Below are 15,483 nucleotides of genomic sequence, written 5' to 3'. Positions count from 1 at the left end.
TCGGGTTTGAAACGCGACGGATGGCGCGGACACTCTCGGCCGGAGCGAGCTTGCAGTGATTTTGGCATCGAACTGGATTTGGCAATGCGTATAGCGATTATCGGCACCGGCTATGTGGGCCTCGTTTCGGGCGTCTGCTTCTCGGAACTGGGACATCACGTCGTTTGCATCGACAAGGTCGAGGACAAGATCAAAAGTCTGAACGCCGGTGAAGTGCCGATTTTCGAGCCGGGTCTCGATGCCATGATCGCCAGCAATGTCGATGCGGGCCGCCTGTCGTTCACCACCGACCTGGCGCAGCCGGTCGCTGATGCCGATGTCGTTTTCATTGCAGTGGGCACACCATCGCGCAAAAGCGATGGTCATGCCGATCTGAGCTATGTTTTTGCGGCTGCGCGTGAGATCGCAAATGCTGCTCGCGGCTTCACCGTTGTTGTCACCAAGTCCACGGTTCCTGTCGGCACCGGCGACGAACTGGAACGGGTGATAGCTGAAGCCAATCCAGATGCCGATATCGCTGTTGTCTCCAATCCGGAGTTCCTGCGCGAGGGCGCTGCCATCGACGACTTCATGGAGCCTGACCGCGTCGTCATCGGCATGAATGACGAACGTGCGCGCCCGTTGATGCTGGAGATCTACAAGCCGCTGGACGCCGCCCGGCACCCGGTGCTTGTGACCTCGCGCCGCACAGCCGAACTCACCAAATATGCTGCAAACGCGTTTCTGGCGCTGAAACTCGCATATATCAACGAAATCGCGGATCTGTGCGAGCAGGTCGGTGCCAATGTGCAGGATGTGTCTCGCGGCATGGGCCTGGACAGCCGCATCGGCCAGAAGTTTCTCAATGCAGGCCCGGGCTATGGCGGTTCCTGCTTTCCGAAAGACACACTGGCGCTGGTCAAGACCGCCCAGGACCACATGGCTCCGATCCGCTTGATCGAGACGATCGTCGGCATCAATGAGACCCGCAAGCGCGCAATGGCCCGCAAGGTGGAACTCGCCGTAGGTGGCGACCTGCGTGGCAAGACCGTCGGCATTCTTGGTCTTACCTTCAAGCCAGACACTGACGACATCAGAGAATCTCCGGCGCTCGCCATCATCCAGGCTTTGCTGGACAAGGGCGCGCGTCTGAAAGCCTATGATCCCGAAGGGATGCCGCAGGCTCGGACATTACTGCCGGACCTCGATTACCGCGAAAGCGTAGACGCGGTTTCAGAAGGCGCCGATGCGCTGGTGATCATCACCGAGTGGCAGCATTTCAGGAATCTGGATTTCGCAGCTCTCAAGCAGCGCATGAACGCGCCGGTGCTCGTGGATCTTCGCAACGTCTACAATGCCAAGGATATTGAAGCCCAAGGCTTTGCCTATTACAGCGTAGGCCGCGCAGATTGAGCGCGAATGTCGCCAATCGGGTCCCGGATGCTGATACTGCCAGTGATTGAAAAGGATATGCCGTGAGCAAGACTGCACTTATTACCGGTGTCACCGGACAGGACGGTGCCTATCTGGCAGAATTGCTGTTGGACAAGGGCTATACCGTGCACGGTATCAAGCGCCGCTCATCTTCCTTCAACACCGGCCGCATCGAGCATATTTATCAGGATCCGCATGAGAAGAACCAGCGCTTCAAGCTTCATTATGGCGATTTGACGGACTCCACCAATCTCATCCGCATCGTCCAGGAATGCCAGCCGGACGAGATCTATAATCTCGCCGCGCAGTCGCATGTCGCGGTGTCATTTGAGACCCCGGAATATACAGCCAACTCCGATGCGATCGGCGCATTGCGCCTGCTCGAAGCGATCCGCATTCTCAAGCTTGAGAAGAAGACACGATTCTATCAGGCCTCCACATCCGAACTCTACGGCCTTGTGCAGGAAGTGCCGCAGAGCGAGACGACACCTTTCTATCCGCGTAGTCCCTATGCTGCAGCAAAGCTCTATGCCTACTGGATCACGGTCAACTACCGCGAGGCCTATGGAATGCATGCCTCCAACGGCATTCTTTTCAATCATGAGAGCCCGCTGCGCGGTGAAACCTTTGTGACCCGTAAAATCACCCGTGCTGTCGCCGCCATCCAGCTTGGCAAGCAGGAAAAACTCTATCTCGGCAATCTCGATGCCAAGCGCGACTGGGGCCATGCGCGTGAATATGTTCGCGGCATGTGGCTGATGACGCAGCAGGATGTCGCCGACGATTATGTGCTGGCCACCGGCGAAACAACTGAAGTTCGCCAATTTGTGCAATGGGCCTTCGAAGATGTGGGTATTCATCTGGAATGGCGCGGCGAGGGCATTGAGGAAAAAGGTTTCGACACGGCCACCGGCGAATGCAGGGTCGAGGTCGATCCACGGTACTTCCGTCCGACTGAAGTGGATCTCTTGATCGGCAATCCCGCCAAGGCGCAGCAGAAGCTCGGCTGGAAACATGAGACAAGTGTTCGCGATCTTTGCCGCGAGATGGTCACAGAAGATCTCAAGGTCATGCAGACCGCCACCGTGATGAAAGAAGCCTGATCATGTATGCACTGACTGGCAAAAAGGTTTGGGTAGCCGGTCATCGCGGCATGGTCGGTGCAGCAATCGTTCGCCGTCTGGCAATTGAAGGCTGTACAGTGTTGACCGCAACGCGGGCCGAACTGGATCTGACCCGTCAGGATGCCGTTGAAGCGTGGATGCAGAAAAACCGGCCTGACGCCGTCTTTCTTGCGGCAGCCAAGGTTGGGGGCATCTTGGCCAATGACACCTATCCCGCGGATTTTCTCTACGACAACCTCATTCTTGAAGCCAATATCATCCAGGCGGCCCACAAGGTCGGCGTGGAAAAGCTGCTCTTCCTTGGATCGTCCTGCATTTACCCGAAATTTGCCGACCAGCCGATTACCGAGGATGCTCTTCTGACAGGTTCGCTGGAACCCACCAACGAATGGTATGCGATCGCCAAGATAGCAGGCATCAAACTTTGCCAGGCCTTTCGGCGCCAGCATGGCCGTGACTTCATTTCCGCCATGCCAACCAATCTCTATGGCCCCGGTGATAATTTCGATCTGAAATCCAGCCATGTCATGCCGGCGTTGATCCGCAAGGCTCATGACGCGAAGGCGGCAGGTGCCTCTGAGATCACGGTCTGGGGAACCGGCACCCCAAGGCGTGAATTCCTGCATGTCGATGACTGCGCGGATGCGCTGGTTCATCTCATGAAGACCTATTCCGACGACAGCCATGTCAATGTCGGGTCCGGCGAGGATATCACCATCCTCGACCTGACGAAGCTTGTTTGCGAAGTCGTAGGGTTCACGGGCAAAATCGTCCACGACTTGTCGAAGCCCGATGGCACGCCACGCAAGTTGATGAGTGCAGCGAAACTCCGATCCATGGGCTGGTCGCCAAAGATTGCGCTGAAGGACGGCGTTGCGAGCGCTTATGCATCATTCCTTGCAGGCGAATTCGCAGAGCGAAGTCAGGGTGCTGCCTGATTTAAAGCTGACCGGGCGTCTGGTGCGGCGCCGTGGACTCTTTCTCTCCCTCGAATTCCTTCACGATACCGAAAAAGCTTCGCATAAACCTTTCCATGATGCCGATGGAGCGGTCCACCTCTTCATCGCTGGGCAGGTCCTTGTTCGCGGAAGATCGACGGCTGTTCGCTCCAGGCTTGCCCGCCTCCAGAGCAGCCACGCGATCTTCCAGCATATCCAGCTGTTCCTCATAGGCGGCTCGCTCATCTGCCGCCATCCGGCAGATGAGGTTGCCGTCCTTTTCCTGGCATAATGACATGGCACCGGTGCGTGTATCCAGCCGCACCAAGCCGTTGTCGATGCGTTCAAGCGCAAAGCGGCCGTCTGCCGCGGTCTCCTCGGCAAATGAGGTCATCGGCAAAAGCAGCGTGGAAAAGACAATCGATGATAGGGCTCGCATGGAACGTCTCCTCGGCTGATGATAAAACAGCCTCGTTGCGGCTGGGCGTGGACAGCCGGATCGTTTCTGGTTAAGCGCTGACCATTAAGAATGAGGGATAGCGCCTGATGTCAAAGACAATATACAAGATCGTGCCGCAGGAATTGTGGCAGAAGGCTCGTTCTGAAGGTGTCTTCAAGGGGGCATCCATTGACCTGCAGGATGGCTACATCCATTTTTCCACGGCAAGACAAGCAGTCGAGACCGCCAAACTCCATTTCGCCGGTCAATCGGGTCTGCTGCTGGTCGCAGTCGAGGTGGATCGACTGGGTGACGCGCTACGCTTCGAGCCATCGCGCGCGGGCGATCTCTTCCCGCATCTCTTTGCCGATCTTCCAATGGACGCCATTCTTTGGGAAAAGCCTTTGCCATTGGGTGCTGACGGCAGTCACCAGTTTCCGGAGATGCCGGCATGATGGATCTGTTCAAGTCTGTTGGTCGCAAAGCCCTCTTTCTGTTCGATGCCGAGACGGCACACGGCATGTCTATCGCTGCCTTGAAAACCGGTATGATGCCGTCATGCGCTCCACGCATCGATCAACGTCTGTCCGTCAGTGTTGCCGGCCTCACCTTCGCCAATCCGCTTGGCATGGCAGCTGGCTATGACAAGAATGCAGATGTGCCCGATGCACTGTTGAAGCTCGGCTTTGGGTTTACAGAGGTCGGAACACTGACGCCAAAGCCGCAGTCTGGAAATCCCAAACCACGTATTTTCCGCCTTGTTGACGATGAAGGCGTGATCAACCGCCTTGGCTTCAATAACGAGGGCCACGCTGCCGCTCTTCACCGCCTTCAAGCGCGTGACAAATTCGGGATCGTCGGGGTCAACATTGGTGCCAATAAGGAAAGCGAAGATCGCATTGCCGACTATGTAACCGGAATCCAGACTTTCTACAGTGTCGCGAGCTACTTCACCGCCAATATTTCATCGCCCAATACGCCCGGCCTGCGGGATCTCCAGGGCCGCGAAAGTCTTGCCGTTCTTCTGAAGGCCGTTCTTGACGCGCGCGATCAAGAAGCCGCAAAGGCCGGCGTCCGCAAACCGGTGTTCTTGAAGGTTGCGCCCGACCTGACCGACGAGGGGCTGGACGACATAGCGGCCGAAGCCCTCGGTCATGACCTTGATGGCCTCATTGTCTCCAACACCACGCTTGCGCGCGAGGGTGTCAGCGACCAGCGGCTCGCATCCGAGGCTGGCGGTCTGTCCGGAAAACCGTTGTTCCACAAGTCGACAGCCGTGCTTGCCCGCATGCGCAAGCGCGTCGGTCCCGACATGCCAATCATCGGTGTGGGCGGTGTCTCGTCCGCCGAGACGGCGCTCGAGAAGATCAAGGCTGGCGCCGATCTCGTACAACTTTATTCCTGCATGGTCTATGAAGGGCCGGGGCTGGCGGCCAGGATCCTGAAGGATATGTCAGCCACACTTGACGAGGCCGGAATGACATCGGTCTCGGAATTACGCGACACAAGGCTCAATCACTGGTTGGCAGAAAAGGTCTGATTGAGCTTGCGCGGCACCCGGATCAGCAAGAAAAGCCCACGCAGCGCGAGGAAAAGGTTGAGTGACAGCCAAAGCCCGTGATTGGCAAACAGCGGCACCAGAATGGCGAGTGCCAGCAGGTAACCGGCAAAGGCAGCGATCATCATGTTTCGCATGTCCTTCGACCAGGTTGCGCCGATGAATATTCCGTCCATCTGAAAGGCAAGCGCTCCCGTCAATGCAGTGAGTGCGGCCCAGGGCAGATAGTCATAGGCGGCTGTCCTCACGGGCTCGGCGGTCGTCATCAGATCGATCACTGCATCGCCAAACATCAGGAAGAAGCCGGTGGTGATCGCTGCCAGGCCGAAAGACCAGATCCCTGTGAGCTTCAGTGCGCGGTCAAAAGCGGGCCTGTAATTTGCCCCGATGGCCCGTCCGCTGATCTGCTCTGCCGCATTGGCAAATCCGTCCAGATAATAACCGGCGACCAGGAAGATATTCATCAGCACGGCATTGGCCGCCAGGACCACGGGTCCGAAACTGGTGCCGATCCGTGTCATCAGTGTGAACGCCGCCAGCAAGGTGAATGAACGGATCAGAATATCGCGATTGATTGCAAAAAGAGCTTTCAGCTTGGCAGCATCGACGATCTCCGCAAGCGAAGGGCGTTGGACTGTACGAAACTGCGACAGTACGATCAAAACGCCCGCGATCGCTGCCACCCCCTCACCGATCAGCGTACCCCATGCCACCCCGGCAATGCCCCAGTCGAGTACGAGGCCAAGATAGATCGATAGCACGATATTGGTTCCGTTGAGCAGTGCTTGCAGTAGCAGCCCAATCGTGCCCTGACCCCGGCCCAGTACGAAGCCAAGAATGGTAAAGTTCGCAAGTGTAAGAGGACCTGCCATGATGCGGATGGAGAAATAGATCGATGTTGCAACTGCAACCGAACCTTCTGGCCCCATCATCCATAGGCCCGCCGACAACAGCAATGGCGAGAGCGCCAGTATGAAAAGCCCTAACGAAACAGACAGTGCCATGGACCGCCAGAATACGATCTGCTGTTCATGCGCGTCACGTCGCCCGTAAGCCTGCGCCACCAGGGCGGTGGTCGAGGCGCGCAGGAAGTTCAGGCTGGCAAATAAAAGGTCGAACAGGGCCGCACCGATAGCAAGGCCAGCAAGGGCAGCGGCACTCCCGGATCGCCCGACGACAGCTGTGTCCGTCAGGCCCAGGAGTGGTGTGGTCAGAAATCCGAATGTCATCGGCACCGCGATGGACAGCACAAGCCGATGCGTAACCTCAAAAGCGCCATCGGTGCGCGCGGGCGCCTGCTTGTCCATGCCTTTGACCTGTCCGGTTTGGGTGAGGAGAATCGTTTAGCCGGACAGAACCATTGCCCAATAGGGGCGGTTTGAGGAAGAGGGATTCTGTGCGACTGCCACGCCCAGCCCCCGATAGTTGCCGAGCATGTTCTCCAGATGCTTCGGTGAGCGTCGCCACGCCTCAAACGCGGCCGCCGCATCGGCCTGCCCGACCGCAATGTTCTCGGCTGCGGGAAGGGGAACTCCCGACGCATTCATGCGGCGCGAAAAGCTGTCGCTTAAACCGATCAGGTGGCTCATCTTGCCCGCGCTTGCCATTCGCTTGGCCTGATGAAGGGCGGCAGCCTGTGCCGAGCGATTTGCCGAGACAGAGGCAAGTCCCTTGCTGGCGCGCAAGGCATTGATGAGATCAAGCGACGCTGCCGTCTCGTCACGGGATGGACCGTCATTGGTGCTCAACAGATCGGTGGTCGTGCAGCCTGCAAGCAAGCCGCCTGCAGTCGTAGCAAACAAAACGATCAGACTCCGACGGTTCATGTTGATGCTCATGCTAACGCCGCGAAGATACGAGCCGCAGAATGATGAACACCGGAATGACCACTGTTGCACCCAGAAGCAGATAATCGCCAAACCGGCCAAGCGCGTCGAAACCGCGATACCACAGCTCTGCAAAGAAGTCGCGGATGCCATTGATCAGGTCGATGGGATAAACGCCGAATATCGACATCAGGAAGCCGACAATCAGCGACACCACCAGCAATTTCAACAGGGTGCGGCCTGGCGTATCGCCCAGGAACCGGTTCACGCGCTCGGACATTGGCATTCTCCTTTGCCATCACATAGGCGGCGCAACGCACACGCGCAAGCACCAGGTTCGGAGCTACAAACGAGGGCTCGTGCGAATTTGAGCAAAAATGACCCTTGTCTTTTATCTGCGTATCGGTCAAGACCGCGCACCCTCTCGGAATTTTCTCATGCACGCGATGCAATTCTCCTCCGGCGATGTCGTCATCGACCGCCGTTTCGACTACGCTAGAATGTTGGACGACAATGGAGATTCTGCGGCCGCAGCCGATCTCATGGAACAGGCGCTGGAGATGGCGCCCCTATGGACTGCGGGTTGGCTCAATCTGGCGCACTACCGTGAAAAGGCAGGCGATAAGGGCGGAGCCATTGCGGCCCTGCAGCATCTGCTGACCTTGGATCCAGAGGATATCTTTGCTGCCAAATTGAAGCTCGCCCTGTTGGGTGCAGTTGAGGTGCCGGACCAGCCACCAACGGCTTATGTCGAAGCCTTGTTCGACGATTATGCGGAACGCTTCGAAGATGCGCTTGTCGAAAAGCTCGATTACAGCATCCCGGAAAAGCTTGGCGCCCTTCTGGAGCGCACGGTTCCGTCCAGTATCCCTTTTGTGCTTGCCGTCGACCTCGGTTGCGGCACCGGTTTGTTGGGTCCGGAAATTCGCGGAAAGGTGGATCGCCTCGAGGGTTTCGATCTCTCCGCCAACATGCTGGCGAAGGCCGAAGAAAAGGCGATATACGATCATCTCGGGCAGGCAGATCTCACTCAAGATGCCGCGCAATCAGGCCTCTTCAATGACGTATTGCCGGAGTTTCGCGCATCTCTTGCCTGCGCCGCGGACGTGATGATTTATCTTGGCAATCTGGAGGCAGCCTTTGAATTGGTGATGCGTCTGACGTCCCCGCGTGCCGTCTTCGCTTTTTCAGTGGAAGACTCGGGTGCGGACGAGGGCTTCGATCTAGCGCCTTCTTTGCGCTATCGGCATTCCAAACCCTATGTCGAGACATTGCTCGGGCAATTCGGCTTCGAAACCTTGGCAACCGAGCGCACGGCCATTCGCAAGGATGGCGGCGAAGACGTGCCTGGCATACTCTTTGTTGCACGAAAACACACCTGAATGTACGGAAGTTGCGAATTTTCAATAGGTCAACATTGCTGACATATCGCCCTTGCCTTATAATGGAATTGCGCTCATCCTGATGCCAGAATTGGTCGCTTTAACAGGGTTGGAGACGGCGGATATGGCAAATATGAGCGTTGCAGGTCTGTGGAACAAAAACCCGGCCAAGCACACAGCACTCGAAGACATTCAGGGTATCGTTTCCGGTAGTATGATCGCGGCCCTCGGCCTGTTCATGCTCGGCAAGGTCGGCCTCGTGACCAGCGGAACGGCCGGATTGGCGTTCCTGCTGCATTATTGGGGTGGCTGGGGTTTCGGCCTACTGTTCTTCATCTTGAATCTTCCATTCTATATTCTCTCCTACATGCGTGTTGGCTTGGACTTCACAGTGAAGACATTCGTGGCGATCGGCCTGACGTCTGTGCTTGTGGAACTGCAGAACCGCTTTATCGATATTCAGTTTCTGAACCCGGCCTGGGGTGCATTTCTGGGCGGCTTGTTGATCGGTTTCGGCCTGCTTGCACTTTATCGTCATCGGGCAAGTCTGGGCGGCATCGGCATCCTTGCCGTCTTCCTGCAGGATCGCTTCGGCATTCGCGCCGGTCTTGTGCAACTGGCTTTCGATCTCGTCATCATGATGCTGGCATTTGCAGTCGTCAGTCCCGTCATCGTCATGTATTCGATCCTGGGTGCCGTCGTGCTGAACATCTTCCTGGCCATCAATCACCGTTCAGATCGCTATATCGCGCTGCGCTAACGTTGGGTCCAGCGTAAGTGGTGTTGTCGACCAGATGACTTGACGCATTGAGCACTGCGCATCATGAACAGGCAAAGCGTGGGTTCGTCCGCCGCGTTCAATTATCGAAGGGGTATATTGATGGCATCGAAGCTGGGATTTGCAGATCTCTGGTCATCCAAGTCCGACCGTCATTCGGTTGCCGAAGATGCTCAAGGTCTGATCGCCGGCTGTATGATGGCCTCACTTGGCGTCCTGCTTCTATCCAGTGCCGGTCTCCTGACGGGCGGCACCGCAGGTGTGGCCTTTCTTCTGCATTATGCCACAGGCTTTGCTTTCGGTCCGATATTCTTCCTCGTCAATCTGCCCTTTTATTACCTTGCCTTCCGTCGTTTCGGTCTCGGCTTTACCCTGAAAACATTCGCCGCAATCGCTTTCACATCTTTCCTCACGGAGGCGGTGCCGCGCGCTATCGGCATCAGCCACATCGATCCGCTGGTCGCGGCAGTCTTCGGCGGATTGTTGATCGGAACCGGCTTGCTGGTACTCTTTCGCCATAAGGCAAGCCTTGGTGGCTTCGGCATTCTGGCGCTCTATCTGCAGGACCGGTTAGGTTGGAGAGCCGGCTTTTCGCAGCTCTTCTTCGACAGTCTGGTGCTGATTGGGTCTTTCTTTGTCGCCAGCCCCTTCATCATTTTTTGCTCTGTCATTGGTGCGGTGGTCTTGAACATCACACTCGCCATCAACCACCGCAAGGACCGCTACATTGCGATGTAGCAGCCCTCGCAACGTAAAGTTTTGTAGGTTGCGCCGATAGATGGCGGGGCGTGCAAAATCATTTGCTGGCAATAGAGCTTCTCTTTCGGATCAACTGCACTAACTTGGAGCGGTGAACACTGATGAGGCCCATCTCTCCAATCTCCCTGTCCCCTTCCTCCGCTGGTTCGCGGAAAAGGGGTGGCACCCGCGCGCCCATCAGCTGGAATTGCTGCAGCGTGCCGGTCGAGGCGAAAGCACGCTTCTGATTGCCCCAACCGGTGCCGGCAAGACGCTGGCCGGGTTTCTGCCGTCCTTGACCGATCTTGCCCGCCGTGGTCGCAAGAAACCCGGCACCGCCTTCACCGGCATTCACACGCTGTACATCTCCCCGCTGAAGGCGCTCGCCGTCGATATCGAGCGTAACCTCATGAAGCCGGTGGAGGAAATGGGGCTGCCTCTCACAATCGAGAATCGTACCGGCGATACCCCGCAGCACAAACGCCAGCGCCAGAAGCTGGCGCCCCCTGATATTCTGCTCACCACGCCTGAACAGGTGGCGCTCTTGCTCGCAAACGGAGAGGCGCAACGCTTCTTCAAGGACCTGAAATTCGTCATCTTCGACGAGTTGCATTCGCTGGTCACCTCCAAGCGCGGCCAGCTATTGTCATTGGCGCTGGCGCGTCTTCGCCGTCACGCGCCTGACCTGCAAACGATTGGACTGTCGGCGACAGTTGCCCATCCACCGGATCTGCAACGATGGCTGGTCGCGCAGCCTCCTGAAGGCGAGGCGTTGTCCGGTCTCGTGACCGTTGATGGAGGCGCCAAGCCCGATATCACCATCCTTCAGACAGAAGATCGCGTGCCTTGGTCTGGCCACTCAGCCCAATACGCCATGCCGGAGCTTTATGAGGTGCTGAAGGGGTTCCAGACCACGCTGATCTTCGTCAACACGCGCTCTCAGGCAGAGCGGCTGTTTCAGGAACTGTGGACCATCAACGACGATAATCTGCCCATAGCGCTCCATCATGGCTCGCTGGATGTGGGGCAGCGCCGCAAGGTCGAGGCCGCCATGGCGGAAAACAGGCTGCGTGCCGTCGTTGCCACGTCTACGCTCGATCTTGGAATCGACTGGGGCGATGTCGATCTGGTTGTGCATGTCGGTGCGCCGAAGGGGGCCTCGCGTCTGGCCCAGCGCATCGGTCGCGCCAATCACCGTATGGACGAACCCAGCCGCGCCATTCTCGTGCCGGCCAATCGTTTCGAAGTCATGGAATGTCAGGCAGCGCTCGATGCCAATTACCTCGGCGCTCAGGACACGCCGCCGGTGGGCGAGGGCGCGCTTGATGTTTTGGCCCAGCATGTGCTCGGCATGGCCTGCGCCGAACCTTTCGGTGCGGATGAACTCTTTGCCGAGGTCACCTCTGCGTCACCCTATTACGCGCTGCCGCGCATCACCTTTGACCGCATTGTCGATTTCGTCGCAACCGGCGGCTATGCGCTTAGAACCTATGAGCGATATGCGCGCATCCGCTTGAATAATGAGGGTCGCTGGCGCGTCTCCAATCCGCAGGTCGCACAACAATACCGGTTGAACCTTGGCACCATCGTCGAGATGCCGATGCTCAATGTCCGGCTGGTCAAGCGCAATCATCTGGGCTCGATCGGTCGCGGCGGCATGACGCTCGGAAAGGTGGAGGAGTATTTCCTCGAGCAGTTGTCGCAAGGCGACACCTTTCTGTTCTCCGGCAAGGTGTTGCGCTTTGAGGGCATCCGCGAAAACGAGTGCCTCGTCTCCAACGCCTTCTCGCAGGATCCGAAGATCCCGGCCTATGCCGGCGGCAAGTTCCCGCTTTCCACCTATCTCGCAGATCAAGTGCGCGCCATGCTGGATGATCCGACCCGCTGGCCGACATTACCCGAGCAGGTGCGCGACTGGCTGTCGATCCAGAAGGAAAAATCCGTTCTCCCCAAACGTGGGGAACTGTTGATCGAAACCTTCCCACGCTCCCAACGCTTCTATCTCGTCGCCTATCCCTTCGAGGGTCGCCTTGCGCACCAGACGCTCGGGATGCTGTTGACCCGTCGTCTCGAGCGCATGGGTGCAAAGCCAGCCGGTTTCGTGGCCACGGATTACTCACTCGCCATCTGGGGGCTGGAAGACATGGGTGCCATGATCGCATCCGGGCGCCTCGGTCTACCGGAACTCTTCGATGAAGACATGCTGGGAGACGATCTGGAGGCCTGGCTCAATGAAAGCTGGATGCTGAAACGCACCTTTCGCACCTGTGCCGTCATTGCCGGGCTGATTGAGAAGCGCCATCCGGGCAAGGAAAAGTCCGGTCGTCAGGTCACAGTCTCCGCCGATCTCATTTACGACGTATTGCGAAGCCATGAGCCCGACCACATCCTGTTGCAGGCGACGCGTGAGGATGCGGCAACGGGCCTGTTGGATATCGGCCGCCTCGGCGATATGCTGTCACGAATCAAGGGTCATATCACCCATAAGCGGCTGGATCACATTTCCCCGCTGGCTGTGCCCATCTTGCTGGAAATCGGCAAGGAGACTGTGATGGGCGAAGCACAGGATGCCGTGCTGGCCGAGGCTGCAGAAGATCTGATCGCCGAAGCCATGGCGTGATTGAGATTGCCGTATGAAGGACGACGCATGAACCGAATGGCGCTCGCGCAAAAGGAAATTCCCACATCCGGGACCGATAGCGTCGAGATTGTCTTCAACGGCGTGTCGGCGATCTGCGATCCTTTCGGCGCGCTGTTCTTTCCAGAGCAGAGCCTCCTTCTAGTCTCGGACCTGCATCTCGAAAAAGGTGCCGCCTTCGCCCGGAGGGGCCAGCTTTTGCCGCCCTACGACACGCTGGCGACATTGCGCCTTCTGGAGACAGTCATCGCGCGCCACGATCCGCAGATCGTCGTCAGCCTGGGCGACAATTTCCACGACCGCAAGGGCTCAGCGCTTTTACCCGATGTCTTTCGTACAATGATCCAGGCCATGGCCCGCGGACGCGAATGGGTCTGGATCGCTGGCAATCACGATCCCGATGGAACCGTCGATCTGCCGGGAGTCTCGGTTGAGGAACTTGCCCATGCCGGCCTCGTCTTCCGCCATGAGCCATCACGGACTGCGCTGCCCGGCGAGATCTCGGGGCATCTGCATCCGTCAGCCACCGTGCGCCGTAGCGGAAAATCCGTGCGGCGCCCCTGTTTCGCAACGGATGGCGCCCGCTTGATCATGCCATCTTTCGGCGTGTTGACCGGTGGCCTGGATTTGCGCCACAAGGCATTCACGGGACTGTTTAATCGCCATGGACTGATTGCCCATTTGCTGGGCAGAGACCGGATCTATTCGGTCCGCTTTGCCAACCTTCTGGGGTGAGCTTCAGTCCTTGCGAAACAACAGGCTGGCACCCCAGCCGGTGACAAGCGCTATCATCACGGCCATCAAGCCGTAAAGAAACGGACGCTCGTGGGCCGCTTCCGAGATCGCATCTTCCAACCCGGTCTTGACCACTCTGAGCGGCAGGTCCTTCTGGGTGACGAACTGGCCGCTCTTGAACAGATAAGCGCGCACCACATGGACGCCGTTGGGAATATTGGCGGGCAGCCGCAGTGTGGCCCGGAACAGGTTGGAGCTGACAAACCGCACGCCGTTGGACTGGTCCTGATAAAGACCATGCGCCTGCATCAGCCGCCGATAGGCATTGCGGAAGTTGCCGATATTCGCGCCGCCCGAGAAATATCCAGTCGGCGACAGCGCCAGATGATCGATGCCAAGCCCCAGCGAGTTGAGTGTGGAAGCAGGTGCGATATCGTCGACCAGACGCGTACTGGCCAGCGAATAGGATTCCGGAGTCCGCTCGAAGGTCATTGACTGACGGTTGACCCAAATGCCGAAGAACCGTTCCTTGCGTCGCACGGTCGCTTCCGTGCGGGGACCTTCCAGCGTCACGATGATATCGTATTGCCCGATCGCCAGAAGCAGGCTGTCGGTATTCGTCAGTGATCCAAAAACAGTGAGGTCTGCACCGCGAAAGTCGGAAGTGATGGCAATTTCGTTTGTCGACGTTCCTATGTCGAGCTGCTCTTCACCTGCCACCTGTGGTGTCAGTGCAAAAGGCACCTGCGCCATTGCTGGCAGGGAAAGCGGCAGGAGTACCAGCAGGGTGAGAACAGCCATCCGCATCAGTTTGCAAAGCCTCCCACCGCCACGGAGAAGAGGTCGTCCGGTGTCAGAACCAGCGCGATTGCCAGCCTTGTTCCGACAGCAAGCACCAGAAGTCCAAGAAGTGCGCGAAGTTGCTCGCCGCGCAGCTTCTGCCCCACACGCACGCCGTATTGCGCACCGACGACGCTTGCCACCATCAGCATCAGGGCCAGTACGATATCGACGGAATAATTGGTTGCTGCTTGAGCAACCGTCGTGAACGCACTCACGAAGATGATCTGGAACAGCGATGTGCCGACCACCACACCAGTCGGTATGCGCAGCAGATAGATCATGGCGGGCACGAGAATGAAGCCGCCGCCGATACCCATCGGGGTGAGTGCGCCGATGCAGAAACCCAGCGCTATGATCGGAAGCACGCTCAGATAGATCTTCGATTTTTTGAAGCGCATCTTGAAGGGCAGGCGGTGTACCCAGCTGTGCTGTCCGGGTCGCCGTGGCGCAGGCGCCTCATTACGGGCTGCACGGCGAAGCGCTCTTACACTTTCCACAAGCATCAAGGTACCGATCGAGCCAAGCAGCACGACATAGAGCAGCGAAATGAACAGATCGATCTGGCCCAGCCGACGAAGCAAAGAAAACAGCCAAACGCCTGCCGAAGCGCCGCATAAGCCGCCCGCCAATAGAACGCATCCGAGTTTGATATCGAGCGTCCCTCGCCGGAAATGCGTCATTGCACCGGACACAGAAGAAGCGACAACCTGATTGGCGCCAGTGGCGACCGCAACGATGGGTGGAATATTGTAGAAAATCAGCAGCGGGGTGATCAGAAATCCGCCGCCGACACCGAACATGCCCGATAGGAAACCGACAGCTGCGCCCATGCCGAGGATGATGAAAATATTCACCGACAATTCTGCAATCGGCAGGTAGATTGTCACTGTGGGACCTCAAGAATGCGACAGTCTCTGCATCAAGCGAGACTTGTCGCGGCATAAATGAACGCCGCCCGTCACGGGCTGGTGGCTGACGCATCCAAGCCATTGGCGATGTTCGGCTTGGAGCTTATTTTTCTTGCGCTCGCAGGTGCGGCAAGTCAATTCGCAACCGCGTAATAGCTGGGCT

Annotated in this window: 16 protein-coding genes; 10 read left to right on the top strand and 6 right to left on the bottom strand. The window is 57.7% G+C overall.

Annotation, left to right across the window (positions count from 1 at the left end):
* Positions 1-84: 84 nt before the first annotated feature.
* The 3 genes from ACQQ2Q_RS05825 to fcl all read left to right on the top strand — a co-directional run bounded on the left by ACQQ2Q_RS05825 (position 85) and on the right by fcl (position 3,475).
* Positions 85-1,392, top strand: coding sequence for a UDP-glucose dehydrogenase family protein (locus ACQQ2Q_RS05825; RefSeq protein ID WP_428186071.1), 1,308 nt, complete (start codon positions 85-87; stop codon positions 1,390-1,392).
* Between the two features lie 62 nt (positions 1,393-1,454).
* Positions 1,455-2,516, top strand: a complete 1,062-nt coding sequence (gmd, locus tag ACQQ2Q_RS05820) for a GDP-mannose 4,6-dehydratase (RefSeq protein ID WP_428186070.1) — start codon at positions 1,455-1,457, stop codon at positions 2,514-2,516.
* Positions 2,517-2,518: 2 nt separating this feature from the next.
* A complete protein-coding gene (fcl, locus tag ACQQ2Q_RS05815; RefSeq protein WP_428186069.1) occupies positions 2,519-3,475 on the top strand; it encodes a GDP-L-fucose synthase in 957 nt (318 codons plus the stop codon).
* Between the two features lies 1 nt (position 3,476).
* Here the strand turns inward: fcl and ACQQ2Q_RS05810 are convergent, their stop codons facing one another.
* On the bottom strand, positions 3,477-3,914 hold the full coding sequence (locus tag ACQQ2Q_RS05810; protein WP_428186068.1) for a hypothetical protein: 438 nt from the start codon (positions 3,912-3,914) through the stop codon (positions 3,477-3,479).
* Positions 3,915-4,021: 107 nt separating this feature from the next.
* On the opposite strand from ACQQ2Q_RS05810, the gene ACQQ2Q_RS05805 reads away from it, so the two are divergent.
* Positions 4,022-4,369, top strand: coding sequence for a DUF952 domain-containing protein (locus ACQQ2Q_RS05805; protein ID WP_428186067.1), 348 nt, complete (start codon positions 4,022-4,024; stop codon positions 4,367-4,369).
* The gene (locus ACQQ2Q_RS05800) at positions 4,366-5,454 is read left to right on the top strand and encodes a quinone-dependent dihydroorotate dehydrogenase (protein WP_428186066.1); all 1,089 of its coding nucleotides are present in this window, start codon (positions 4,366-4,368) and stop codon (positions 5,452-5,454) included. Before ACQQ2Q_RS05805 ends, ACQQ2Q_RS05800 begins: the two co-directional genes overlap by 4 nt.
* Here ACQQ2Q_RS05800 and ACQQ2Q_RS05795 read toward each other — a convergent pair.
* From ACQQ2Q_RS05795 to ACQQ2Q_RS05785, 3 genes are read right to left on the bottom strand one after another with little or no spacing between them, the layout of a single operon-like run.
* Complete coding sequence (locus ACQQ2Q_RS05795; protein ID WP_428186065.1) at positions 5,430-6,779, bottom strand: MATE family efflux transporter; 1,350 nt, start codon at positions 6,777-6,779, stop codon at positions 5,430-5,432. The genes ACQQ2Q_RS05800 and ACQQ2Q_RS05795 overlap by 25 nt on opposite strands.
* A 36-nt stretch (positions 6,780-6,815) precedes the next feature.
* Positions 6,816-7,298 carry a CAP domain-containing protein gene (locus tag ACQQ2Q_RS05790; protein WP_428186064.1) on the bottom strand — a complete coding sequence of 161 codons (483 nt, stop codon included), beginning with the start codon at positions 7,296-7,298 and terminating at the stop codon, positions 6,816-6,818.
* Positions 7,299-7,311: 13 nt separating this feature from the next.
* Positions 7,312-7,578, bottom strand: coding sequence for a DUF6460 domain-containing protein (locus ACQQ2Q_RS05785; protein ID WP_428186063.1), 267 nt, complete (start codon positions 7,576-7,578; stop codon positions 7,312-7,314).
* A 157-nt stretch (positions 7,579-7,735) separates the two neighbouring features.
* Here ACQQ2Q_RS05785 and ACQQ2Q_RS05780 point away from each other — a divergent pair, with 157 nt between their 5' ends.
* The 5 genes from ACQQ2Q_RS05780 to pdeM all read left to right on the top strand — a co-directional run bounded on the left by ACQQ2Q_RS05780 (position 7,736) and on the right by pdeM (position 13,569).
* On the top strand, positions 7,736-8,680 hold the full coding sequence (locus ACQQ2Q_RS05780) for a methyltransferase domain-containing protein (RefSeq protein WP_428186062.1): 945 nt from the start codon (positions 7,736-7,738) through the stop codon (positions 8,678-8,680).
* A gap of 124 nt (positions 8,681-8,804) precedes the next feature.
* The gene (locus ACQQ2Q_RS05775) at positions 8,805-9,440 is read left to right on the top strand and encodes a YitT family protein (RefSeq protein WP_428186061.1); all 636 of its coding nucleotides are present in this window, start codon (positions 8,805-8,807) and stop codon (positions 9,438-9,440) included.
* Between the two features lie 120 nt (positions 9,441-9,560).
* Positions 9,561-10,196 carry a YitT family protein gene (locus ACQQ2Q_RS05770; protein ID WP_428186060.1) on the top strand — a complete coding sequence of 212 codons (636 nt, stop codon included), beginning with the start codon at positions 9,561-9,563 and terminating at the stop codon, positions 10,194-10,196.
* Between the two features lie 112 nt (positions 10,197-10,308).
* Positions 10,309-12,816 carry a ligase-associated DNA damage response DEXH box helicase gene (locus ACQQ2Q_RS05765; protein WP_428186059.1) on the top strand — a complete coding sequence of 836 codons (2,508 nt, stop codon included), beginning with the start codon at positions 10,309-10,311 and terminating at the stop codon, positions 12,814-12,816.
* A 36-nt stretch (positions 12,817-12,852) separates the two neighbouring features.
* Positions 12,853-13,569 carry a ligase-associated DNA damage response endonuclease PdeM gene (pdeM, locus tag ACQQ2Q_RS05760; protein ID WP_428186491.1) on the top strand — a complete coding sequence of 239 codons (717 nt, stop codon included), beginning with the start codon at positions 12,853-12,855 and terminating at the stop codon, positions 13,567-13,569.
* A gap of 3 nt (positions 13,570-13,572) precedes the next feature.
* Here pdeM and ACQQ2Q_RS05755 read toward each other — a convergent pair whose 3' ends face one another.
* Both ACQQ2Q_RS05755 and ACQQ2Q_RS05750 read right to left on the bottom strand, forming a co-directional pair.
* Positions 13,573-14,376 carry a TIGR02186 family protein gene (locus ACQQ2Q_RS05755; RefSeq protein WP_428186058.1) on the bottom strand — a complete coding sequence of 268 codons (804 nt, stop codon included), beginning with the start codon at positions 14,374-14,376 and terminating at the stop codon, positions 13,573-13,575.
* Positions 14,376-15,299, bottom strand: coding sequence for a sulfite exporter TauE/SafE family protein (locus ACQQ2Q_RS05750; protein ID WP_428186057.1), 924 nt, complete (start codon positions 15,297-15,299; stop codon positions 14,376-14,378). The genes ACQQ2Q_RS05755 and ACQQ2Q_RS05750 overlap by 1 nt, the downstream gene beginning before the upstream one ends.
* Between the last annotated feature and the right edge of the window lie 184 nt (positions 15,300-15,483).

This window comes from Agrobacterium sp. ES01 (assembly GCF_050320885.1).
Lineage (GTDB): Bacteria > Pseudomonadota > Alphaproteobacteria > Rhizobiales > Rhizobiaceae > Allorhizobium.
Note: the sequence above shows the minus strand (reverse complement) of the source record. Positions and strands in the feature narration are given on the sequence as shown.